The organism is Deinococcus budaensis, assembly GCF_014201885.1.
GTDB classification, from domain to species: domain Bacteria; phylum Deinococcota; class Deinococci; order Deinococcales; family Deinococcaceae; genus Deinococcus; species Deinococcus budaensis.
The window spans coordinates 110,906-133,927 of record NZ_JACHFN010000004.1 but is presented as its reverse complement, the minus strand read 5'-3'; the positions used below and the strand labels follow the sequence as shown (position 1 = coordinate 133,927).

General features: G+C 72.9%; 17 protein-coding genes. 9 read left to right on the top strand and 8 right to left on the bottom strand.

Going from position 1 to position 23,022, the window contains the following annotated elements; translation table 11 throughout:
- The first annotated feature begins 16 nt into the window (after nt 1-16).
- From HNQ09_RS06960 to HNQ09_RS06950, 3 genes are all read left to right on the top strand, one after another.
- Nucleotides 17-484 carry a DUF6326 family protein gene (locus tag HNQ09_RS06960; protein ID WP_184027213.1) on the top strand — a complete coding sequence of 156 codons (468 nt, stop codon included), beginning with the start codon at nt 17-19 and terminating at the stop codon, nt 482-484.
- Nucleotides 481-621, top strand: a complete 141-nt coding sequence (locus HNQ09_RS06955) for a hypothetical protein (RefSeq protein ID WP_184027211.1) — start codon at nt 481-483, stop codon at nt 619-621. Before HNQ09_RS06960 ends, HNQ09_RS06955 begins: the two co-directional genes overlap by 4 nt.
- A gap of 321 nt (nt 622-942) precedes the next feature.
- Entirely contained in the window at nt 943-2,307 is a 1,365-nt protein-coding gene (locus HNQ09_RS06950) for a hypothetical protein (protein WP_184027209.1), read from the top strand.
- Between the two features lie 150 nt (nt 2,308-2,457).
- On the opposite strand, the gene HNQ09_RS06945 is transcribed toward HNQ09_RS06950, so the two are convergent.
- Nucleotides 2,458-4,839 carry a putative bifunctional diguanylate cyclase/phosphodiesterase gene (locus HNQ09_RS06945; RefSeq protein WP_184027207.1) on the bottom strand — a complete coding sequence of 794 codons (2,382 nt, stop codon included), beginning with the start codon at nt 4,837-4,839 and terminating at the stop codon, nt 2,458-2,460.
- A gap of 240 nt (nt 4,840-5,079) precedes the next feature.
- Between HNQ09_RS06945 and HNQ09_RS06940 the strand changes: the two genes are divergently transcribed.
- Nucleotides 5,080-7,344, top strand: a complete 2,265-nt coding sequence (locus tag HNQ09_RS06940) for a PAS domain-containing sensor histidine kinase (RefSeq protein ID WP_184027205.1) — start codon at nt 5,080-5,082, stop codon at nt 7,342-7,344.
- 116 nt (nt 7,345-7,460) lie between these two features.
- On the opposite strand, the gene HNQ09_RS06935 is transcribed toward HNQ09_RS06940, so the two are convergent.
- The 4 genes from HNQ09_RS06935 to HNQ09_RS06920 all read right to left on the bottom strand — a co-directional run bounded on the left by HNQ09_RS06935 (nt 7,461) and on the right by HNQ09_RS06920 (nt 14,072).
- Entirely contained in the window at nt 7,461-9,638 is a 2,178-nt protein-coding gene (locus HNQ09_RS06935) for a HelD family protein (RefSeq protein WP_343057645.1), read from the bottom strand.
- 79 nt (nt 9,639-9,717) lie between these two features.
- Nucleotides 9,718-10,725 carry a ribosome small subunit-dependent GTPase A gene (rsgA, locus tag HNQ09_RS06930; protein ID WP_184027203.1) on the bottom strand — a complete coding sequence of 336 codons (1,008 nt, stop codon included), beginning with the start codon at nt 10,723-10,725 and terminating at the stop codon, nt 9,718-9,720.
- Nucleotides 10,726-10,920: 195 nt separating this feature from the next.
- Nucleotides 10,921-13,506 (bottom strand): excinuclease ABC subunit UvrA, encoded by a 2,586-nt coding sequence (locus tag HNQ09_RS06925; RefSeq protein ID WP_184027201.1) that lies wholly within the window; start codon nt 13,504-13,506, stop codon nt 10,921-10,923.
- Between the two features lie 209 nt (nt 13,507-13,715).
- Complete coding sequence (locus HNQ09_RS06920) at nt 13,716-14,072, bottom strand: carboxymuconolactone decarboxylase family protein (RefSeq protein ID WP_221269676.1); 357 nt, start codon at nt 14,070-14,072, stop codon at nt 13,716-13,718.
- 172 nt (nt 14,073-14,244) lie between these two features.
- Between HNQ09_RS06920 and HNQ09_RS06915 the strand changes: the two genes are divergently transcribed.
- The 5 genes from HNQ09_RS06915 to HNQ09_RS06895 all read left to right on the top strand — a co-directional run bounded on the left by HNQ09_RS06915 (nt 14,245) and on the right by HNQ09_RS06895 (nt 20,448).
- On the top strand, nt 14,245-14,703 hold the full coding sequence (locus HNQ09_RS06915) for a universal stress protein (RefSeq protein ID WP_184027199.1): 459 nt from the start codon (nt 14,245-14,247) through the stop codon (nt 14,701-14,703).
- A gap of 769 nt (nt 14,704-15,472) precedes the next feature.
- Nucleotides 15,473-17,506: a terpene synthase family protein gene (locus HNQ09_RS06910; RefSeq protein WP_184027197.1), complete on the top strand. Its 2,034-nt coding sequence runs from the start codon at nt 15,473-15,475 to the stop codon at nt 17,504-17,506.
- 174 nt (nt 17,507-17,680) lie between these two features.
- Nucleotides 17,681-18,211, top strand: a complete 531-nt coding sequence (locus HNQ09_RS06905; protein ID WP_246363203.1) for a hypothetical protein — start codon at nt 17,681-17,683, stop codon at nt 18,209-18,211.
- A 25-nt stretch (nt 18,212-18,236) separates the two neighbouring features.
- On the top strand, nt 18,237-18,995 hold the full coding sequence (locus HNQ09_RS06900; RefSeq protein ID WP_184027195.1) for a spheroidene monooxygenase: 759 nt from the start codon (nt 18,237-18,239) through the stop codon (nt 18,993-18,995).
- Nucleotides 18,996-19,386: 391 nt separating this feature from the next.
- On the top strand, nt 19,387-20,448 hold the full coding sequence (locus tag HNQ09_RS06895) for a GGDEF domain-containing protein (protein ID WP_343057644.1): 1,062 nt from the start codon (nt 19,387-19,389) through the stop codon (nt 20,446-20,448).
- A gap of 57 nt (nt 20,449-20,505) precedes the next feature.
- Here the strand turns inward: HNQ09_RS06895 and sufU are convergent, their stop codons facing one another.
- From sufU to HNQ09_RS06880, 3 genes are all read right to left on the bottom strand, one after another.
- A complete protein-coding gene (gene sufU / locus HNQ09_RS06890) occupies nt 20,506-20,934 on the bottom strand; it encodes a Fe-S cluster assembly sulfur transfer protein SufU (protein WP_184027193.1) in 429 nt (142 codons plus the stop codon).
- Complete coding sequence (locus HNQ09_RS06885) at nt 20,931-22,226, bottom strand: aminotransferase class V-fold PLP-dependent enzyme (protein WP_184027191.1); 1,296 nt, start codon at nt 22,224-22,226, stop codon at nt 20,931-20,933. The genes sufU and HNQ09_RS06885 overlap by 4 nt, the downstream gene beginning before the upstream one ends.
- Before the next feature lie 66 nt (nt 22,227-22,292).
- A complete protein-coding gene (locus tag HNQ09_RS06880; protein ID WP_184027189.1) occupies nt 22,293-22,769 on the bottom strand; it encodes an Rrf2 family transcriptional regulator in 477 nt (158 codons plus the stop codon).
- Nucleotides 22,770-23,022 lie beyond the last annotated feature (253 nt).

The following is a 23,022-nucleotide window of genomic DNA, read 5'->3' as shown; positions in this document are numbered from 1 at the left end:
GACGAAGGAGCAGAACATGACACGACCTGTCCCCCTCCACAGCGCCCCCAAGGACCCGCCGATCCCCGTGCGGGTCAAGCTCGCCGCCGCCTGGACCAGCTTCATGTTCCTCTACGTCTACGTCGACATCCTGAATTTCTACAAGCCCGGCGTCGTCGACGGCATCCTGGCTGGCCTCATCTGGAAGTTCGACATCAGCTCGGCGCTCTTGACCATCTTTCTCGTGTCCGTGTCGATCCCGGCCATGATGGTGTGGCTCTCCATGACGTTGCCCGTCCGGGTAAACCGCGCCACGAACCTCGTCGTCGCGTCGCTCCTCATCCCCTACTCGGTGTTCAACGCGGCAGGGGCGACCTGGGAGTGGGCCGCCTTCTACGGCCTCTCCATCGGCCTCGAGGTGCTGCTGCTGGCCTCCATCCTGCGCTCTGCCTGGACCTGGCGCCGACCACACGAAGGCGCGGCGGATGCCGCAGCAGCAGCTTGACGCCTTCCCTCATCTTCTGCGTCGCGGTCGAGGTGAGCCGCATGGGCACCTTGCTCCGGGACGCCTGGGAACCGCTGCACGCACAGGGGCAGAACGCCAGTTTTGAGAGGGCCAGTTCTTTCGAGGATTCGGCCTGAAGCGCCGCCGTGGCGGCTCGCTGGTCGGTCCTCTTCGCGCTGGTCATGGGCAAGGCCGGCCGATCTGGTTGAGCCGTCTGCCGTCCACGGGGCCGCGTCGCGCCTGAACAAGCTGGGTCACGCTGACCCTCCGTTGTCAGGTGCCGGGCCGCCGAGCCGGCTTTCCCGGAAACGCTGACGCCAGCCCCCCGCTGCCCGCCCGGTCACTCATCCGTTCGGCTCCCCGACCTGCGTTTGATGGTTCAGGGGTCCAGGCGCGCGCCAGTCTGGGGGCTGGCCAGTTTTCCCTGGACCGCCGCCGGGCGCCCCGTCAGGAGGCCCATGACAGACGTGCCGGCGCAGCACCTTCAGGTCGTGATTGCGGACGACGGAACGATGGACCCGCGAAGCCGGGCGCCCTTCGCCGCCTGGGCCGCCGCCCTCCAGCAGGCTCAAGACGGGGGCGAGGTGCCCCGGGTGGTGCTCGCCTGTCACGGTGGGCTGGTCGGAGAGGCGGCCGGGAGGACCTTCGCCGCTCAGGTGGCGACGACCTTCCCGGACGACTGGTCGCTGACCTTTCTGACCCGGACAGGCCTGGCGGACACCCTCGGCCAGCTGCTCGGCGGCCCCGTCTTCGCCTGGTTGCGTGAGGGTGTGCGGCGTGTGCTGGCGGCCTTCGAGGCGCTGAACCCGTCCCTGGTTCCCGCAGGAGAGCCGGTCACGCTCCAGTCCCTGCGGGGGCCAGTCACCGTCCAGCCGCTGAGGTTCGGGGAATCCGGCACCGGCCCCGTCCCCGATCAGACCGTTGACGCCGTGTTGCAGCGCGTCACGGGAGAGGAGTTCGAGCAGCACCGGGAAGCGTGGGCCGCCCTGGGCCGCCCGCAGGATGTGCCGAACCGGGCGGCCCTGCGCGCGGGCCTGCTGCGCGCGGCCAGTGAGGCCCGGCGCCTGACCGCTCGCCGCGCCCGGCGCCGGGCGCCGTCGTGGGTGGGGCGTCTGGAACCGTTCGCCGCCGCCCCCCAGCCGGCGCCGGACCACCTGACGCTGCTGACCCCGTCCGCCGTGCTGGACGCGAACGCCTGGGACGCCTACATCACCGAACAGGTGATCCGGGAGCTGTTTCCGCTGCCCCGGCTGCTGTGGGCGCGGATGAAACAGCGGATGGCCGCCATGCTGGAGGCCGGCGGCGCGGGCGACCTGGTGGTGAGCGCTCTCGGGCCTCTCTCCGGCATCCGGGTGGCGCTGCTGGGGCACAGCCTCGGCGGCATTCTGGCCGACGGGCTGATCCGGGCCGGCCAGCGGCGCGCGGCCTTCGGCCAGCGGATCGGAGCGGTCATCTTCCTCGCGCCCGCCAACACCCTTGGCGCCGTGCTGGCCGCGCCGCCGCTGCCCCACGCGCGGTACGCCCTGATGGGCCTGGTCGACGCCGAGGAGCGCAATGAGACCGGCCAGTTGCCCTGGCTGCTCTCCGGCCTGTATCCCCGCACCCTGCTGTACCTCATCAGCAATGCCTTAGAAGCGCGGCGGGAGACGCCCCTCTTCGGCATGGAAAAGTACGCCGGGAGCAGTCCGCAGCTGCGCGCTCACTTTGGGCAGCGCCTGACCCTCGCCTGGGTGCCCGACCCGCTGCTGGGGGTGGATCAGCGGACCCATAGCAACTTTATGGGCAATCCGGATGTGCAGGCCTGGATCAAGGCGCAGCTCTGAAGCCCCGGCGCGCCCGTTTGCCCGTTCCGCCACGTCCTGCGCCGAAGTGCCCCTGGAGGTGCGGCGGCCCTTCGGGAGCGGCCGTGAAGAGCGGGGCCGCGCCCGCCGCCGGGGGGGGAGGCAGGGTCGGCGGGCGCGCAGCGGGGCGGCTCATGTCGGCCGCCCCAGGGGAAGACCAGCCGGGTGGCCGGAGGACTGCGCCGAGGACTGCGCGGAGGCGAGCAGCTCGCCCAGCCGCTGCGCGGGCACCGGGCGGCCCAGCAAGTAGCCCTGGACCAGGCCCACCCCCAGTTCCTCCATCAGCGCGCGCTGGGCCTCGGTCTCGACGCCCTCGGCGACCATGTCGAGGTTCAGCGCCCGCGCAAAGGCGACCAGCGCCTGCACGACCTGCCGCTCGTGGTCGCGGTCCAGGGCGCCCTGCACGAAGCGGCGGTCGATCTTGAGGACGTCAACCGGAAAGGCCAGCAGGTACAGCAGCGCCGCGTGCCCCATGCCGAAGTCGTCCACCGCGATCCGCACCCCGGCCGCGCGCAGCCGCGCCAGTCCCCCGGAGGCCCGCTGGGCGTCTTGCAGCACGGCGCGCTCGGTGATCTCCAGTTCCAGGTCCTCGCCGCGCAGGCCGCAGCGCGCCAGGGTGCCCAGCACCTGCTCGACCAGGTCCGGCTGCGCGAGTTGCACCGGGGAGACGTTGACCGCCATGCGCCCCGCCCAGCCCTGCGCCCGCCAGCGCGCAAGCTGACGGCAGGCTTCTTCCAGCACCCACGCGCCGATGGGCACGATCAGCCCGCTGTCCTCGGCCAGCGGAATGAACTGGTCGGGCGGCACGGCTCCCAGCTCGGCGTCGGTCCAGCGCAGCAGCGCCTCGGCGGCCATGATCCGCCCGCCCCGCACCTCAAACTGCGGCTGGTAGCGCAGCGTCAGGTCCCCGCGTTCCAGCGCGCCGCGCAGCCGCAGCTCCCGCGCGGAGGGTCCCGCCGTCCCGGCCCCGGCCTCCTGCGAAAAGCAGCGCAGTTCGCTGCGCCCGGCCTGCTTGGCGCGGTACATGGCGAGGTCGGCGCAGCGGCGCAGCTCTCCGGCCTCGCGCGCGTCGTGCGGGTAGAGGCCCACGCCGATGGCGGCCGTCACCGTGACCGCCTGCCCGTGCAGATCAAAAGGCCAGCGCAGGGCGTCCAGCAGGCGGCGGCCCGCCTGCACGGCGTCGCGCCCGCCGGGCAGCGGCAGCAGCGCCAGGAACTCGTCGCCGCCCTGGCGGGCCACCAGGTCTCCTTCCTCCAGGGCGGCCCGCAGGCGTCCGGCGACCTGGGTGAGCAGCTCGTCGCCCGCCGCGTGCCCGTGGCGGTCATTGACCCCCTTGAAGCCGTCGAGGTCGATAAACAGCACCGCAAAGCGCCCGCCCCCCTGCGCCGCTCCCCGCAGCGTGCGGGTCAGGTGGGCCTCGAACAGACTGCGGTTGGGCAGCCCGGTCAGCGGGTCGTGCTGGGCCTGATAGGCGAGCTGCGCCCGGCTCTGCTCCAGCTCGCGGGCAAAGCGCCGCAGCGAGCGCGTCAGGCGCAGATTGTCGGCGTGGGCGACCCCCTGCCGCGCCAGCAGCAGCAGCACGGTGCCCAGGGTGCCGACCAGCACGCCGCGGTCGTGGGCGTCGTCGGTGTGCGGCAGGAAAAACAGCAGCAGGCAGGCGCCGACCACCGCCAGGAAGGGCAGCGCCGCCAGACCCTGCCGGACCGCCGGGGCCAGGCAGGCAGGCCAGGGCCTCCGCGCGGGCGGCTCGCGCCCGGCCCGGCTGGCCTGCCAGGCTCCCAGGCCCCACAGCAGCGCCCCGCCCGTGAACAGCAAGTCGATGGGGTGCCCGCTGTGGTAGGCGTTTTCCAGCACCAGGGTCGTGAAACTCAGGTCCGCCAGCACGGTGCACCCGATGCCCAGCATGAACAGCCCCAGGTGCGGCCGTGGGCGCTGGGCATGCAGCACCACCATCAGCAGCAGGCTCAGCAGCCCGAGGTCGAACAGCGGGTAGGCCAGGCTCGTCAGCGTCGCCAGCGGCGAGCTTCCAGGGGCCTGGAGCAGCGGGAACAGCAGCGTCCACCACAGCAGGGTCGCCAGCGCGCTCACCACGATCAGGCTGTCGAGTGCCAGCCGGGCGGCCTGGAGCGGGCGCAGGGGCACCGCCGAGAGCCTCAGAAAGGCCAGACCGATCAGGGGATACTCCAGCAGGTACAGCACGTCGGCCAGCGAGGGAAAGGGCGGCGTGTGGGTGTAGCGCTCCAGATACGTCCAGACGCTGTCGGCCGCGCTCCGCAAGACCAGCGCCCCACCCAGCAGCAGCAGTCCGGCGCGCAGGGCGGGAGGCGCGCGGCGCAGGGTCAGCAGGCACAGCAGCGCGCTGAGGTAGACGGTCAGGAGATACAGCCCGTCCGTGACCCCGGAAGCCCCGGTCCGCGCCTCCCCCCCGCCGAGCACCCACCCCACCTGACCCACGAATGCCAGCGCCGCCAGCCCGGCGACCAGGGGGAAACGGGGCGGCGCGAGCTTCGGCATGCAGCAGGGAACCCTCGGGCGAGCAGCGGTGGGGGAAGCGGGAGGCGGGTCAGCGGGCGCCCGGACGCCAGGGGGCGCGGGGCGATCAGAAGGTCAAAAAAGCTTAGACACTGAAATATCACACATTCATCACATCTGACAGCTGGCCGCAGGCCCGGTGGGTGGTGCCGGGCGCGCAGGGCAAGGGGAAGGCGCCCACAGGTCGCCCCGCGCGGGCGCGTTAAGCTGAGGCAATCTCTCATGACCCACACGACTGACCTCCCGCCTTTTCCTGACGGGCCGACCTCTGCGGCAAGCGAGATGGGCCTGCTGGTGCGCGACTTTGACTGGGCCGCCACGCCGCTGGGTCCCCGGGAGAGCTGGCCCGGCAGCCTGCGGACCGTGACCGACCTGCTGCTGGCGCATCCCTTCGCCATGACCCTGCTGTGGGGCCAGGACCTCGTGCAGGTCTACAACGACCCCTACCGGCTGCTGATGGGCGCCAAGCACCCCGCCGGGCTGGGGCAGCCCACCCGCGAGTGCTGGCCGGAGGTCTGGCCTTTCAATGCCCCGCTGTACGAGGCGGTCATGCAGCGCGGCGAGGCCGCCCACTTCAGCGACCAGCCCCTGACCATCCAGCGGCACGGGCACGACGAGGAGGCCTTTTTTACCCTCTGCTACAGCCCGGTCCGCGACGAGTCGGGCGAGGTGGGCGGCGTGCTCGTCACGGTGATCGAGACGACCGAGCGGGTGCGCGCCCAGCAGCAGGTGCAGGAGGGCACCCGGCAGCTGGACGCGGGCGCCCGCGCGCAGGAGGCGCTTGTCACCTTTACCGAGGCGGTGGGCACCCAGGCCGGGGTGTGGGCGCTGATCCGCCAGGCCATCGAGGTGCTGCGGGCACGCTTCGGCGACGGCAGTTCCCTGGTGTACTTCGAGCGCGAGGGTGACCGCTGGCGCGCGCGGGTCTGGACCGAGGACCTGGAGGCGCAGCCCGAGCTGCTGGGCACGCTGCAAGCCGGCCTGCCGCTGGACACCCTGCTGCCTGCCGAGGCCGCCCGGACCCGCGAGCCGCTGTTTATCGACCGCTGGGACACCGCGCAGGAGGAGGTGCCCCACTCGGGTCCGTACCGGGCCGCCGCCAACACGCCGCTGGTGGTCAACGGCGAGGTCTGCGGCCTCATCGGCCTGGGGCTGCGCCACACCCACCGCTGGAACGAGCGTGACCGGGCAGTGGTGCGGGCGGTCGGGCGCGGGCTGAACCTGGCATTGGAACGGGCCGAGGAGGCGCGGCAGTGGCAGGCCCAGAACGCCGAACTCGACGCGCGCAACCGGGCGCTGGGGGCCTTTGCGGAGCTGACCCGTGACCTGGCGCTGGAAACGGACCCTTACCGGCTGATCCGCCGGACACAGGAGGTCGTGCTGAGCCTGCTGCCCGCCGGGTTCTCGCTGTACTTCGAACCCGGGGAAGACGCCGGGCGCTGGCTGCTGCGCTCGCAGGTGGGCGAGGTCAGCACCCCCGAACTGCAAAGGGCGGTCCAGAGCCTGCCCTTTGCGGACACGGCCAACCTGCGGATTCCCTGGGAAAGCGGCGAGTCCCACTTTCAGGACGCCTACGACCACGCCGCCGACCAGCTCAGCGGCAGCGAGCGGTATCCGGGGGCCTCCGCGACGCTGCCGGTGTCGGTGGGGGGGCGGCAGCGGGGGGTGCTGGGGTTCGCGCTGTCGCGGGAGCACCGCTGGACCCGCGCCGACCGGGCGATGCTGGACACCGTGCGCAGCAGCCTGAATCTGGCGCTGGAGCGCGTCGAGACCACGGCGGCCCTGGTCGCGCAGCGCCAGAGCCTGGAGGCCGCCAACGAGGAGCTGGAAGCCTTTACCTACAGCGTCTCGCACGACCTGCGGACCCCGGTGCGGCACGTGATGGGCTTTAACCAGCTGCTGCGCCAGCACCTCGGCGCGGGGGCGGACGCCAGGGGCGAGCGCTACCTGAAGGTGATTGAGGAGGCCGCCGGACGCATGAACACCCTGATCGACGCGATGCTCGACCTGTCGCGGACCTCGCGGCAGCCGCTGCGGCTGGGGCCGGTGGAGCTGGGCGAACTGGTAGAAGCGGTGCGCTGGGAACTCGAAGGCGAGGGGCCGGGGCGCGGGGTGCGGTGGCAGATCGGCCCGCTTCCCCGGGTGATGGCCGACCGCGACACCCTGCGCCAGGTGCTGAGCAACCTGCTCGACAACGCCCTGAAGTACACCCGCCCGCGCGAGGCGCCCCAGATCGAGCTGTGGGCCGAGGGGCGCCCCGGCGAGTGGGCGGTGTTCGTCCGCGACAACGGGGTGGGCTTCGATCCCCGCTACAGCAACAAGCTGTTCGGGGTGTTTCAGCGCCTGCACCGCGCCGAGGACTTCGAGGGCACCGGCGTGGGTCTGGCGAACGTGCGGCGGATCGTCACCCGCCACGGGGGCCGGGTCTGGGCCGAGGGCCTGCCCGGCGAGGGCGCGACCTTCGCCTTCACGCTGCCCAGAACCTGACGGGCAGCACCTGATGGCCGCCCGCTGAACCCCTGCCCGGCCGCACCCGGCGGCCCAGACGGCGCCCGACCGTTCGCGGCCCCGCTCTCGCCGGAAGCCTCTTCCGGAAGTGGACCTCACTCCCCTTCCCCCGCCTCGCGCAGCAGGGGATGCAGCTCGCCCCGGGCCACCAGCGCCAGCGCGTGCAGGCCGCGCGAGACGGCCACATACAGCAGGCGCGACTCGAACGGGGTGGCCGGGTCGTAGGTCGCCGCGTCCGCGCCCACCACCACGGCGCCGTCGAACTCCAGCCCCTTGGCGAGGTTGACGGGCAGGGTCACCACGCCGCCCTCGTAGCGGGCCTGCTCGGAGGTGATGGGCCGGGCGTCCAGGTCGTGGTGGCGCAGTTCCCCGGCCAGGGCCTCGGCGTCGGCCACCCGGCGGGTCACCAGCGCGACGTTGCGGTGGCCTGCTTGCAGCATCTCCCCCACCGCCTGCGCGGTCAGGGCCGCGAGGTCGCCCCCGGTCAGGCGCCTGACCTCGGCGCCGCCCCGGTCCACGCCGACCACGCTCGCCGCCGGGTTGTAGGTGCTCGCCACCCGCGCGCCCAGCGCCGTGATCTGCCGGGTCGAGCGGTAGGTGCGCGACAGGGTCAGCACGTCCACCCGCGCCGGGCCGCCCAGCGCCTCTTGCACGTCGGCCCAGGAATTCGGCCCCTTGTACCCGTGAATGCCCTGCGAGGAGTCGCCCAGCACCGAGAGGTGCCCCGGTCGGGCGGCGCGCGCCAGCAGCGCGTACAAGAGCGGCGAGTAATCCTGCCCCTCGTCAAGCACGATGTGGTCGTAGGGGGCGAGCTGGCGGCCCTGGCGCTGCCCCACGCCGCCCAGCAAAGCGGCCACCGCCAGCATCACCGGCAGCTCGGTCACGTCGGCGTGGCTGCGGCGCGGCTTCGGGATGCCCGTCAGCGGGTCGGAGAGCAGCACCCGGATCAGGCGCTCGTCGAGTACCCCCTGCGCCGCCGAACGCAAGGTGGCCTCGTCGGAGAGCAGCCGCCGTCCCTCGCTGACCGGCAGCATCCCCGCGAACACCTTGGCCGTCAGGGTGGTCAGGTCGGGCGCGAGCTGGCGCCGGACGCGCGTCTCTTCCTCCTCCGGCACGCGCAGGCGGGCCAGGGCCTCCCCCTCCAGCGCCGCCCGGAACGCCGCGCGGTAGCCTTCCAGCGGGGAGCGGGCCAGCACGTCCTCCAGCAGCGTGCCCAGCGTGGCGGCGTCCAGCGCGAGGGGCCGCAGCTCCCGGCCCACCTCGGCGGCAGCGTGGAGGCTCAGGCGGCCCACCTGCCCCAGCAGCCTGCCCGCGAGATGCTGGCGGACCACCCGCAGCATCCGCCCGTCCCCCATGGCCTTCGCGCGGCGCCAGGCGGCCTTGCGGCGCGCGTTGTCGTGGTCGTGCAGCAGCAGGCTGAGGGTGCGGTCGGTGACCTCCATCTTTTCCAGGCCCAGGAAGGACAGTGCCCAGGCTTCCGGGGTGGTCACGCCCACCCCGCCGAGGTTCAGGCCCGGCAGCACCCGGGCCGCGTAGCGCGCCAGCACCTGGTTGGGCATCAGGACCAGCATGTTTTCCGGCCTGCCGCGCTGCGCGCCCCGGTCGGGATGGGTCAGCCAGGCGAGGCGGTGAAAGCCGATGGTGGTCTTGCCCGACCCGGCGGCTCCCTGAATGACCACCGGGCGCCCGGCGGGCGCGCGCATCGCCGCGTTCTGCTCGGGTTGCAGCGTCTCGACCACGTCGCGCATGGCTGCCGTGGAGGCCTCCGACAGGCGGCGCACCAGCACCTCCTCGCGCCCGCCCGTCTCGCCCCCGGCCGCGTCGTCGGAGAGGTCGGTCACGCGCCGCAGCCGCTGCCCCTGCACGTCGAGCTGGCGGCGGCGCCGGATGGTGCCGGTCAGGCCCCCCCTCGCCTCCCAGGACAGGGCGCCGCTGTAAAAGAGGCTGCCCACGTCCGACTCCCACGACACGACCGAGTGCGGCCCTTTCAGGTCGCGGAAGGCGTGCTTGCCGACGTACAGCGTCTGCTCGCGCCCCGCGACACGCACCTTCAGGCTGCCGAAATACGGCGCGTGGACGTGCAGCGAGAGCATCGCCGCGTGTTCCCCGGCGGTATCGGCCAGGGTCAGGCTGGTCTCTAGGTCGGCGCCGACGTTGCGGTCGCGGTCTTCCCAGACCTCCAGCTGGCGCAGCATGGCGGCCACCGTGCCCCGCAGGTGCTGCTCTTCGGGGGCGAAATCGGGGTGGGTGGAGGGGGGTGCGGTCAGGCTCACCGGGGCATTCTCGCCGGGAAAGCGGCCCGGTGTGAGAGGGGAGCTGGGGCAGCCAGGGGAAAGGGGGGGGAGCCGCGCCTCAGCGCTTGCGCGCCGGGCGGGGGGCGCGGCCCTGGGCCTGCTGGTAGCCCTTCAGGAAGGCGGCGGTGATCTGCCCGCGCTCGACGGCGCGCCGCACCGCGCAGCCGGGTTCGGTGGTGTGGGTGCATTTGCGAAAGCGGCACTCGGTGGCCAGGGCCTCGATCTCCTCCCAGCCCGCGCCCGCCGCACCCGCGTCCCACACGGCGATGTCGCGCAGGCCGGGATTGTCGATCAGGAGGCCGCCGCCGGGCACCGGGTACAGGCTGCGGGCGGTGGTCGTGTGGCGGCCCTGGTGATCGCCCGCGCGGACCTCGCCGGTCGCGGCGACCTCGCGGCCCAGCAGCCGGTTGGTCAGGGTGGACTTGCCCACGCCCGAGGAACCGATCAAAGCCACCGTCACGCCCTCGCGGAAATAGGGCCGCAGCGCCTCCAGACCCCGCTGCTGCGCCGCCGCGACCTCATGCACCGGGAGGTCCGGGGCCAGGCTGCGGAGCTGCTCCAGGTAGGGCGCGCGGTCCTCGGCGAGGTCGGCCTTGTTCAGCAGCACGGCCGGGCGCGCGCCGCTGGCCTGCACGGCGGCGACGTAGCGGCCCAGACGTTCCAGGTCGAAATCCTCGTCGGGCGCGGTCACGATGAACACCAGGTCCACGTTCACGGCGATGACCTGCTCGGCGGCCCCGCCCTTCACCGCGCGGGCGAAGGTGGTGCGGCGCGGCAGCACCTGCACGATTCGCAGGGTCGGCTCTCCCGGCAGGCGCTCCAACACCAGCCAGTCACCGATCACCGGGGCGGACGGCTCGTCGGCGCGGCCCTGCCGCAGCGTTCCGGCCAGCACGGCCCCCGCCGGTCCCGCTGCCGTCCACACCCCGTAGGCCGCGCGCTCCACCCCCACGACGCGGCCCACCTCCAGGCGCGGGCGGTCCCCGGGCGCCGCCGCCTCGACAAAGGCCTGCGCCGCCTGCGCGAAGAAGGGCGACCAGCCCAGGGCTTCCAGGGAGAGGCTCATGCGGAGGCGGGGAGGCCGGAGGGGGGCCGAGCCAGGAGTTCGGGGGGCTGCATTCCCTCAGGGTAAGACCCGGCGGCGCCCGGCGTGCGGCACGGGACGCTTAGGAATGGCCCAGAGAAGCCGCCGCACGGGCCGGGTGGTCAAGCTGAGCTGGACGGTGGGCGGCGTTCCGGCCAGCGAGCCTTCCGCCCGGCGCTACGGCTCCCCGGCCAGAAAGCGCGCGAGGTACGGCGCGGTGCGGCTCTCCGGCGCCCCTGCCACCTCGGCGGGGGGTCCGGCGGCGACCACCCGGCCTCCCGCCTCGCCCGCGCCGGGGCCGAGGTCGATCACCCAGTCGCTCGCCGCCATCACCCGCAGGTCGTGTTCGACCGCGATCACGGTGTGGCCCGCCTCCACCAGCGTGCCGAGCTGCGTGAGCAGCCGCTCCACGTCGGCGGGATGCAGGCCGGTGGTCGGCTCGTCGAGAAGGTAGACGGTGTGGCCGCGCGCCGTCCGTTGCAGCTCGGTCGCCAGCTTGATGCGCTGGGCCTCGCCGCCCGAGAGTTCGGTCGCGGGCTGGCCCAGCCGCAGGTAGCCCAGGCCGACCTCACGCAAGACGGCCAGGGGACGCGCGACCGGGGCCTCCTGGGCGAAGAAGGCGGCGGCCTCGTCCACCGTCAGGCCCAGCACGTCCGCGACTGTGCGGCCCCGGTAGGTCACCTCCAGGGTCTGCGCGTTGTAGCGCGTGCCGTGGCACACCGGGCAGGGCGCGTACACGCTGGGCAAGAACAGCAGCTCGACCATCAGGAAGCCCTCGCCCTGGCAATGCTCGCAGCGGCCTCCCTTCACGTTGAAGGAAAAGCGGCCCGCGCCGTACCCGCGCTCCCGGGCCAGCGGGGTGGCCGCGAACAGCCTGCGCACGGGGGCGAACAGCCCGGTGTAGGTCGCCAGGTTGCTGCGGGGCGTGCGCCCGATGGGCTTCTGGTCCACCTGCACCAGCCGCCGCAGCCCCTCCAGATCGCCGCCCAGGCGCCCGGTGGCGGGCCGGGCCTCCGGGGGCCGCAGGGCTTCCGCCTCGCTGCCCTCGCCCTCTTCCTCGGCGGGCAGCTCGGCGCCGAGGTGGGCGGCGAGGGCCTGGGCGAGCACCTGGCTGACCAGGGTGGACTTGCCCGACCCCGACACCCCGGTCACGGTGGTCAGCACCCCCAGCGGAAAGGCGACCTCCAGCTCGCGCAGGTTGTGGCGGGTGACGCCCTCCAGCCGCAGCCAGCCGCCCGGCACCCGGGGCGCGCGCTCCCCAGCCGCCGCCGCCGCGAAGAGGTAGCGCCCGGTCTGCGACTCCGCGACCGCCGCCAGCCCGGCGGGCGGGCCGCTGTACAGGATCTCGCCGCCGCGTTCGCCCGCCGCCGGACCCACGTCCACCAGCCAGTCGGCCTGCCGGACCACGTCGAGGTCGTGCTCGACCACGAACAGCGAATTGCCCGCACGCTTGAGGCCCTCCAGCGCCGAGAGCAGCGCCTCGGTGTCGGCGGGGTGCAGCCCGGCGGAGGGTTCGTCGAGGACATACACCACCCCGAAGAGGTGCGAGGAAAGCTGGGTGGCCAGCCGCAGCCGCTGAAGCTCGCCGGGCGAGAGGGTGGGCGTGCCCCGTTCGGGCGAGAGGTAGCCCAGCCCCAGTTCCAGCAGCCGGGTCAGGCGGGCCAGCAGTTCGGCGGCCAGCCGCCGCAGTGCCAGGGCCTGCTCGGGGTGGGCGGCCTCGCGCTCGGCGCGTCCCTGGGCGGTGCCCTGGGCGTAGGGGCGCAGCACCCCCGCCAGTTCCGAGAGCGGCAGGGCCGACAGCTCCATGATGTCGCGGCCCGCGAAGGTGACCGAGAGGGCTTCCGGGCGCAGGCGTTTGCCGTGGCAGGTCGGGCACTCCTGGCTCAGCATGAAGGCGGCCACCCGCCTGCGCATCGCCGCACTCTCGCTGTGGGCGAAGGTATGCAGCACGTGGCGGCGGGCGCTGGTGAAGGTGCCCAGGTAGCTCGGCTCGCGCCCCTCTTTCAGTGCCCGCCGGGTTTCTCGCGGAGTCAGGCCCGCGTAGACGGGCACGACCGGCTGCTCGTCGGTGAAGAGAATCCAGTCGCGCGTTTCCTGCGGCAGCTCGCGCCAGGGGCGGTCCACGTCGTGGCCCAGCGTGACCAGGATGTCGCGCTGGTTTTGGCCCCCCCAGGCGGTGGGCCAGGCCGCGACCGCCCGCTCGCGGATGGTCAGCGAGTCGTCGGGCACCAGCGAGCGCTCGGTGACCTCGTACACCCGGCCCAGGCCGTGACAGGTCGGGCAGGCGCCCTCCGGGGTGTTGGGCGAGAAGCCTTCCGCGTAGATGATGCCCTGGCCGGGCGGGTAGTCCCCGGCGCGCGAGTACAGCATCCGCAGCAGGTTCGACAGGGTGGTCACGCTGCCCACCGACGACCGCGCCGAGGGCGAGCCGCGCCCCTGCCCCAGCGCCACGGCGGGCGGCAGGCCCTCGACGGCGTCCACCTCCGGCTCGCCCAGCTGGTGAAAGAGCCGCCGGGCGTAGGGTGAGACCGATTCGAGGTAGCGCCGCTGCGCCTCGGCGTAGAGGGTCCCGAAGGCCAGCGACGACTTGCCCGACCCCGACACCCCGGTAAAGACCACCAGCGCGTCCCTCGGCAGGTCCACGTCCACGTTCTTGAGGTTGTGCTCGCGCGCCCCCCGCACCCGCACGAAGCCGCCTGCGGCAGAAAAGCCGCCGGAAGGAGAGTCTGGCTCCGGCAGGGCAGAAGGTCGCGAAGGGTTCATGGGCCTATATGAGCACGCCGGGTTCCCGGGGCGGGCCGGGCGCCGCAGGCCGGAAGGCAGGCGCGTCCACGCCCGCCATTCCCCCTCCCTGTCTCCTGGGGAGGAGAGATCGCGCAGGGAGAGGGCCGGGGGCCGCGATAGGCTCCAGGGGTTCTGGAGGTACTTCTCGCCCCTGGTCAAGGCCGAATCGAGCGCGGCCTCATCGCCGCTCAGGGGGCGGCGGCCAGGTTGCCGAACTGCTCGAGGGCCTCCAGCACCTCGGCGCCGTAGATCAGGCAGGGCGCGCCGCCCATCAAGACGGCCACCGCGACCGTTTCGAGCAGTTCCTCGCGGGTGGCCCCGGCCCGCAGGCAGTCGTGGACGTGGTAGGCGACGCAGCCCTCGCAGCGGGCGTGGATCGCCATGGCGAGGGCCATCAGCTCCTTGGTCTTGAGGCTCAGGGCGCCTTCGGTCAGGGTGGTGCGGTTCAGGTCCCCGAAGCCGCCCATCGGCCCGGGAAGCTCGCGGTAGAGCTGCGCGATACGCCGTTGCAACTGGCGGTGGTAGTCGGGATACGAGGTGTTCATGCCCGCCTCCTTCTCTCCTGCTCGGGCGTCTCCCCTGCTCAGGCGGTCAGAGGGTCACACCCGCCACGCCCATTACACCACGGCCCGAAAACGCGGCTGAAGGGCCGGTAACCTGCCGGTAATGCCCCGCCCACACGCTGAGCACAGGTCGGTCCCGACCCGGAGGCAGAAGGTGTTTCGTCAAGTACTCGTTCCGGTGGATTTCGGGGTGTGCAGCGTGCGCGCTGTGCACCATGCCTGTGACCTCGTGCGCGCCATCGGGGGCAGCCTGACGCTTCTGCACGTGCTGGAAGACGTGGAAGACACTTCGCCAGACGGCGAGGCGGCGCGGCGGGCCGAGAGCCGCCTGCGCACGCTCGCGGGGCGCAGCCGCCGTCCGGCCCACGTGGTGGTGGAACCCGGCCACGGGCGCCCGGTGGCCCAGGTCATCCTGGCGGTGGCCGCGCGCCTGCGGGCCGAACTGCTGGTGCTCGGCCCGCACGGCCAGGCCGATCCCGACAGCCGCCAGCTGGGCCGGGTCACCCGCGACCTGCTGCTCGAGGCGCGGCTGCCCGTGCAGGTCGTGCCGGGCCGCTGGCCGCTGCCGGGGCCGCCGGGCGCGCGCTGGCGGATGCTGGCCGGCGAGGGCTAGGCGCGGGGCGGCAGGCCGGGACGGGAGGACAGAGGATGGTTGGACGGCTCCTGGTGCCGCTGGATTTCTCGACCCGCTCGGCGCTCGCGCTGGATACGGCCCGCCTGCACTTTCCGCAGGCCTGCCGCCTCCGGGGAACCGGGACCCGCGCGCCCGGCGGCCCCTGCGCCAGCACCTGGAGGTGGGCGAGGAGGCGGGCGAGACGGCCGAGGTGGTGTTCTGGCGTCCCCGCCGAAGCGATCCTGGCCGAGGCGCAGGCGTGGGGTGGCCCACCTGCTGTTCGGGTCCGTCGCGCAGGCGGCCGTGCAGCGCGAGCGCCGTGCCGGTGATGCCCGTGCGGGTGATTCAGGCGCCCGCCCGCCGCGCCGAACCTGCCGGGGAGTGGCCCGGCCGTCTGCGCCCACTGCTTAGCAGCGACTGAGGGCTGACCCGCCGCGTTTTCCCGGTCCCCGGCCTGTTGTTTCCCGGTCTGGCCCCCGGCACTGGCCGGGCTGGCGACTGTGCCTGGGACCAGGATTGGGAGCGGGGCCGTGTGCGCGTCCCTTCCGGCGGCCACCCAGACAACCGGCCACTCAGACAACCGGCCGCGCCGTGAGAAACCTGCGCGCGCCTGCCCGACCGGCGCGCTAGGCTGTGGCTCTCGCCACGCCGTCAGCGCACGCGCCACCGGGCAGGGGCCGACCCTGCGTGACCCGGCCTGCGTGACCCGGCGGTCACGGCGGCGGGAGGACGCCGCCACTTCTCCAAGCCAACGAGGGTGACCCTGGATATGTCGACAACAGGAGTGGAGATCAGCCTGCTCAAACGTCAGGCTTACCTGATTGCCCTGCCGGTGACGCTGCTGGCGGTCGTGCTGACCCTCGCGCTGGACATGCGGCACGGGGACGACCCTTTCAGCTTCAACCAGGTGGCGCTGCCGCTGCTGGCCTGCGCGCTGCTGGGCCTGACGCTGCTGCTGTACCTGCGGACGGTGCCGCTGCGCTGGATCGAGCACGGCTTTTTTCTGGTGGCCGCCGCGACCTTTCTCGCCAAGTTCGGCTCGCTGGCCCTCCCCGCCTCGCTGCCCGTACCCGACGCCGAGGTCGCCCAGGTCTACATCTGGGCGCCTTTCGTCTATCTGCTGGCCTTTTTGATCTACCGCCTTCAGGAGGCGCTGAAACGCTCGCTGCTGATCTACGGCCTCAGCGTGCTGCCGGGCCTGTGGGCCGTGGTGGCGGTGGGGCCGCAGAGCCTGGGCAGCCTGACGCGGCTGACCGAGTTCTACCTGGCAAGCGGGCTGTGGCTGGCGATGCTGTACGTGCTGGGCAGCCTCAAGACCCAGCTGTTTCAGTTGCAAACGCGCTTTGGAGAAATGGAGCGTCTGGCCCACCAGGACACGCTGACGGGCCTCGCCAACCGCCGCCGGATGGAAGCGCGCCTCGCGCAGCAGGCCGAGCAGTTTCAGCAGTACGGCCTGTGCTGGGCGGTGATTCTCTTTGATATCGACGACTTCAAGCGGGTCAACGACCTGTACGGCCACGAGCGGGGCGACTTCGTGTTGCGCGAGACGGCCCGGCTGATGCAGTACGAGCTGCGCGGCAGCGACCAGATCGCGCGCTGGGGCGGCGAGGAGTTCCTGATTCTGGCCGGACACACCGACCTGGTGCATGCCCGGGCGCTGGCCGAGCGGCTGCGGGTGTTGCTGGCGCGGCACACCTTTGGCGAGGCGGGCACCATCACCGCCAGTTTCGGGGTCGCCGCCTACCGCGACGGCGAGAGCGTCTCGGCGCTGATGCAGCGGGCCGACGAGGCGCTCTACCGCGCCAAACACGCCGCGAAAAACCGGGTGGAGGTGGCGCTGACCCCCGGCGAGCCGCTGAATCTGCCCCCGCTGCACAACCCCTTTGCGGCCCGGCTGCCGACCACCGACCCTCAGCTGTGTGAGGAAACCTCGGCGTGGCTGGAGCAGTTCGGCCTCGGCCCCGGCAACGCGCACGCGAGAACGGCCTTTGCGGCGGGCTTCGTGGGGCTGGCGGCCGCCCTGCACCCCCGGGCCTGCCGCGCGGCGCTGCGCCTCACCGCCGACTGGTACAGCCTGATGTTCCTGCACGACGACCGCTGCGATTCCTCGGGCATCGGCAGGGACCCGGCGCGGCTTCAGAGCCTGGTCGACCGCCTGCTGAGCGTGTTTCAGGGCGGGACACTCCGGCCCGACGACGAGCCGTTCGCCCACGCCCTGGCCGACGTGCGGGGGCGGCTGCTGACCTGGGGCGGGCCGACGTGGTTCGCGGAGCTGACCGGAGAGGTGCGCGCCTACCTGGAAGCCCTGAGCTGGGAGGCGGCCAACCGCGCCAGCGGCAGCGTGCCCACGCTGGCCGACTACCTGCACATGCGGCCGATCACGGCGGGCCTCCAGATCGACGGGGCTTTTCTGGAGGTCATGGACGGGGTGCGGCTGCCGCGCGCCGTGCGCGACCACCCGCAGGTGCGCCAGCTCGCGGTCCACGCCGACCGGGCGGTGTGCTGGTCCAACGACATCCTGTCGCTGGAAAAAGAGCTGCAAGACGGCGATGTGCACAACCTGATCCCGGTGCTGATGCACGCCCGCCGCCTGAGCCAGCAAGCGGCCCTGGACGAGGCGGCCCGCATGTACCACCACGAGGTCGAGCAGTTCCTGGCCGGAGAACAGGCCTTGCCCACCTTCGGCGAGGACGAGGACGAGCAATTGCGTGAATACGCCCGGCTGCTGCGTGCCCGGGTGGGCGGCATCCTGGCCTGGTCGCACCATTCCAGCCGCTATCAGGTGGGCGACCTGGTGTCCTGAAACGGGTGTTCTGAGAGCGGGGGGGCGGGGGGGGGCGCCCTTCCGGGAGGGCCGGGCCAACCCGTTCGTCACCGGAGACTTACCACCCGGAGGCGGGCGGTGGGCTACCCTCGACATCCAGTGGTCCCAGACTCCGTCCCCCAGCGCCAGACTCCCTGACCCGAGGTGCCCCCGATGAGCAGCCCCACCGACCCCTCCCCCTTCGCCCCCGCGCCCGACTGGCTGGGCCTCGTCGGGGCCTGGCAACGCGGCGAGGTGCCCCGCGAGGCCCTGACCGGGCCGCTGACCCAGCTTGGCAGCGATCAGGGCGAGACGGTCCAGACCCTGATTTCCGGGCTGCTGGCCCGCGCCCGGCAGGTTGCCGGTGAACGCGGCGCAGGCCCCGGCGCCGACAGCGACGCCAGCACCGACAACTGGCGGGCCGAACTGCTCGCCTGCCGCGCCCGGACCTGGGCCTCGCCCGCCAGCGCCGGGCTGCTGGTCGGTCCCACGACCCTGCTGCTGACCGACGGCCGCCAGGGCGTGGTGCTGGGCCGCCCCGGCCTGCGCGCGCTGCCGGGCAGCGTCAGCGCCTCGCTGCTGCTGCTGTGCCAGACCATAGTGATGGCCGACGACGCGGTCGATGCCCAGGAGCTGGGCAAGCTGCGCCAGCAGCGCATCGACTCGACCTCGACCTCGCTGTCGGAGATCAAGCCGGTCCAGTGAGGCCCCTGCGCAGAAGCGGGCGGCCGTGAGCGCCCCAGCCGGGCCGGTCGTCAGCCTGACGCTCAACCGCTACGGGGAGCGCCGGGCCTGGGAGGGCTTCACCCGCATGGGCCGCGACCACCTGCACCTGCGCGGGGTGCCGGGGCTGCGGTTTTACCGCCTGCTGGGCACCGGACGCGGCGCGGACCTGACGCTGGGAGCCGACTGGCGGCGCTGGGCACGGCTGGGCGTGTGGGCGTCGCGCCGTGAGTTCGAGCGCTTCGAGGAAAGCCGCTGGCGGGCGCAGGAACGCGGGCGGGTGGCGGAAAGCTACACCCTGCTGCTGCGCCCGGTGCGCTGGCACGGCCGCTGGGGGGGCCGCGAACCCTTTGGCCCGGCCTTGCGGCATACGGCCGGGGAGGCGCCCGACGCTTCCGGCCCGCTGGCGGTCCTGACCCGCGCCAGCGTGCGCCCAGGCCAGCTCGCGGCCTTCTGGCGGGCGGTCCCGGCCTCGCAGGCGGGGCTGCGCGGGCATCCCGGCCTGCTGGCCTCGCTGGGGCTGGGCGAGACGCCGCTGCTGCACCAGGTGACCTTCAGCGTGTGGCGCAGCCCGGCGGACCTGCGCGCTTTTGCGTATCAGGGCGCCGGGCACCGGGAGGCCATCGCCCGCACCCGCCGGGAAGGCTGGTACCGCGAGGAACTGTTCGCCCGCTTCACGGTGCTGGCGGCCGGGGGCCGCTGGGACGGCCACGATCCTTTGCAAGAGGCGCTGGCGCCGGTGCCGGCTCCGGCCCCCCAGCCCTGAAGGGACCCTCCCCCCACCCCCGACGGGGGAAGCGTGGTCGAAAAGATGCGTCAGGCGCGGCCCCGGACCGAGTGGCAGCTTCTCCGGGGCCGCGCCTGTGCGCTCAAGAGTGATGAGCATGTGACGGTTTTGCTTTTACAGTTTCGGCCATGAGAGGGGCCGGGGGCGCCTGCGAGGCCCTGGGTCACCCCGTCCCTTTCCCAGCGCTTTGCTCGTCCTCTGTCGTGCTCGGCTTGTGTGCTTGTCCTCTGCGCCCGTTTCCTCTGCGCCCGTTTTCTGCCCACCCCCCGCCCCCTCTTCTCTCCACCCTTCCGAAAGGTGCCGACGTGACCCCCCACGGTGATTTCCAGACCCGCGTATGCCCGGCCAGGGTGAGGCTGGCGGCCCCCCGGTGGCCCGGCTGATGCGGCGCGCGGCGGCCCGGCTGCGGCGGCTCGATCCGCAGCGCTTCTTGCTGTGGGTGCCGCTGGTCGCCGCGCTGATCGCCGTCGTGATCCTGGCCGCCCTGGGGCAGCTCTGGTCGCCGTACCTGACCGTCATCGTCGGCCTCATCGCCTTCGACCTGCTGGCCCTGTTCGGCTCCCCCCGGCGGCGCGCGGCGCTGCTGGCCGCCGCGCCCCAGGCCTACGCGCTGTGCCTGCTGAGCGCCTGGACCATCGCCCTGTACGTGTTGCCGGAGGACCCGGTCACGCCGATGGCCCTGCTGGCGGTCGTCTTGCACACCACGACCGTCTACGTGTTCTTTTTCGTGCAGAGGCGCCCGCGCGCCGCCGGGCTGTGGTCCGCCGCGACGCTGGCGGCCTTCTTGCTCTCAGCGCTGCCGCACAGCGTGCGGACGCTGGGGGGCAACGGGGCCTTTGACGGCGCGACCTTTCCGCTGACCTTGCTGCTCACGCACGGCGTCCTGATTCTGGTGCTGGCGTCGTTCAGCCGGGCGCGGGCGCAACTGGCGAGCGAGCGGGCCGAGGCGCGCGCCATGCGCGAACTCGCCCACCGGGATTCACTCACCGGGCTGCACAACCGCCGCAAGCTGGAACAGGACCTGACGGCCGCCGCCGCGCGGGCCAGGCCCGGCACCCTGCTGGCGGTGATCGATGTCGACGGCCTCAAGGGCGTCAACGACACGCTGGGCCACGCGGCGGGCGACGACCTGCTGCGCCGCTTTGCCGCCGGGTTCGCCCGCGAGGTGCAGGGGACCGCCCGCGCCTACCGCCTCAGCGGCGACGAATTCGCGCTGCTGTTTCGCCGGGCCACCCCCGAGACGGCCCAGGAGGTCGTGGCCGCCGTGACGCAGGAGGTCCGCCGCAGCTACGCCCAGGCCGGGGCCAGCGTGGGCGCGGCCCCCTGGCAGCGCGGCGAGACACCCAGCGCCTGGCTCTCGCGCGCCGACCGCGCCATGTACCGCCACAAGAAGCGCACCCAGGAGGACGCGGCCTCCGGCGAGCAGGCCTGAGCAAGCAGGTGCCCGGGTCGGCAGGCGCTTCCGGCCGGGCCGCGCCCGCCGGGGCCTCTACCCTCCCGGCGGGCGCTCCAGCATCACCCGCAGGGTCTGCCAGCCCAGCGCGGCGCACTTGACCCGGGCGGGGAGGGCATGCACCCCGCTGAGCACGGCGCTGTCGCCAAGAGCAGGGTCGGGGTCGCCGCTCTGAAGCATGGCGCTGAAGCGGTCTGCCAGCGCGAGCGCCTGCGCCACGGTCTTGCCGGGCAGCAGGGTGCTCATCAGGCTGGCGCTGGCGACCGAGATCGCGCACCCCTGGGCGGTAAAGCCCACGTCCTCGATCACCTCGCCGCGCACCCGCAACGTCAGCTGTAAGCGGTCGCCGCAACTGGGGTTGTGGCCGCCCCCAGCGTGGGTGGCGCCGGGCAAGGCGCCGGAGTGGCGCGGTCTGCGGTAGTGGTCGAGCACTACCCCCTGGTACAGCGTGCGCAGATCGCTCACGCCCCGTCTTCCTCCGCGAAAAAGGCCGCGACCTCCCGCAGGGCCGAGGCGAGCCGGTCAATCTCGGCGGGGGTGGTGTACAGCGAGAAGCTGGCGCGGGCCGTGCCCGGCACCCCCAGCGCCCGCATCAGCGGCTGGGCGCAGTGGTGACCCGCCCGCACGCAGATGTGCGCCTCGTCCAGAAAGGAGGCCACGTCGTGGGCGTGCGCCCCCCGCACGTTGAAGCTGACCACGGCGCTGCGCCCGCCGCCGGAAGCGTCCGAAGAATCGAGGGCAGGACCGTAAAGGGTCAGACCCTCGATGGGGCGCAGCTGCTCCAGCGCATAGGCCAGCAGCGCCCGTTCGTGCCCTTCGAGGCGAGCCATCCCGACCGTATCCAGATAGTCCAGCGCGGCCCCGAAGCCCACCACCTCCGCGATGGCGGGCGTTCCGGCCTCAAACCGGGCGGGCGCGCCCGCGTAGGTGCTGTGGGTCGCGAACACCTCGCGGATCATGTCGCCGCCGCCCAGGAAGGGAGGCAGGTCGCCCAGCCGCCCCGGCCCGGCGATGAGGGCACCCACGCCGGTCGGGCCGAACATCTTGTGGCTGCTCAGCACGTAGAAGTCCGCCCCCAGCGCCGTGAGGTCGAGCGGCAGGTGCGGCGCCGCCTGCGCCCCGTCGAGCAGGATCGGCACCCCGCGCGCGTGGGCCAGCCTCACCAGCTCGCGCGCCGGGTGGACCGTGCCCAGCAAGTTGCTGACATGCTGAAGCGCCACCAGCCGCACCGGAAGCCGGGCCAGCTTGGCCGCGTAGTCTTCCAGATCCAGGCGCCCGTCAGGGGTCATGCGGACCGCCTCGACCCGCGCGCCGACCCGCGCCGTCACCAGATGCCAGGGCACGAGGTTCGCGTGGTGTTCCATCTCGCTCACGAGCACCACGTCCCCGGCCCTCAGCCTGTCCAGGCCCCAGCTGTACGCCACGAGGTTGACCGCCTCGGTGGCGTTGCGGGTAAACACCACCTGGTCGGGCGACCCGGCGCCGAAGAAGCGGGCCACCTTCTCGCGCACCGCCTCGAAGCGCCCGGTGGCCTGCATGGACAGGCCGTAGGCGCCGCGGTGGATGTTGGCGTAGTCGTGCGCGTAAAACTCCGCCACCGCCTCGATCACCTGCCGGGGCTTCTGGGCCGACGCCGCCGAGTCGAGAAAGGCGAGTTCGGGCCGGTGCGTGAAGATCGGAAAGTCGCCGCGCAGCTCGGCGCTCAGCGTTCCCGCCAGCGTGGGGGAGCCGTGGGGTGCCGGGGAGGGAAGGGTCATGGTGGGGGCCTCCTGGAGGTAGACCTGCCGGGGGAGCGAGCGGGGACGCGCGTGACGTTGGGCCGCTCAGGGGGCGGACGGCTCCAGCGCGCGGGCGAGCAGGCCCGGCGCCGGGTCGGGCGTTCCCGTGCCCGGCGCGCCCGGAACCGTGAGCGCCGGGTCGATCATGTCGTGCAGCGTCTTGCTGGCCAGCTGGCGCTCGATGTGGGCCACGGCGTCGTCGATCTGGCGGTGCAGCGGGCACAGGGCCGTGTGCTGGGGCAGGCCCAGCGGACACTCGCGGACGCGCCCCAGCGGCCCCACGGCATTCACGACCTCCAGCATCGGGATGGCGTGCGCCGGGCGGCTGAGGCGGTAGCCCCCGCGCAGCCCGCGCGAGGCCTGAATCAACCCGGCCCGGCCCAGGGTTTGCAGCACCTTGGACAGGTAGCCGGGCGGCACCTGGGTGCGTTCGGCAATCTCGGCGGTGGTCAGCGGGCGGTCTGCCGCACCCGCGAGCGTGACCACGGCCCGCAGCGCGTATTCGGTCGTCTGTGAAAACACGGGCGCCTCCTCCTGATCCCCGGTCCACCGCAGGGTTCCAAAGTGGACCTTGACATCCAGTTTACCGCGCTTTAGCCTGACGCCGTCAATGGATAAGTGGACCCGTATGTCCACAACTCCGGAGGTCACCCCATGTCCACCCTCGCCTGCCCGTCCTCGCCCTGCCTGCCCGGCGCAAGCCTCCGCGCCTCCTGCCGGGCCGGGGGGCCTGGCCTGAAGCTGCCCTCCCCTCTCCCCCCCTGCGGAACTGGCG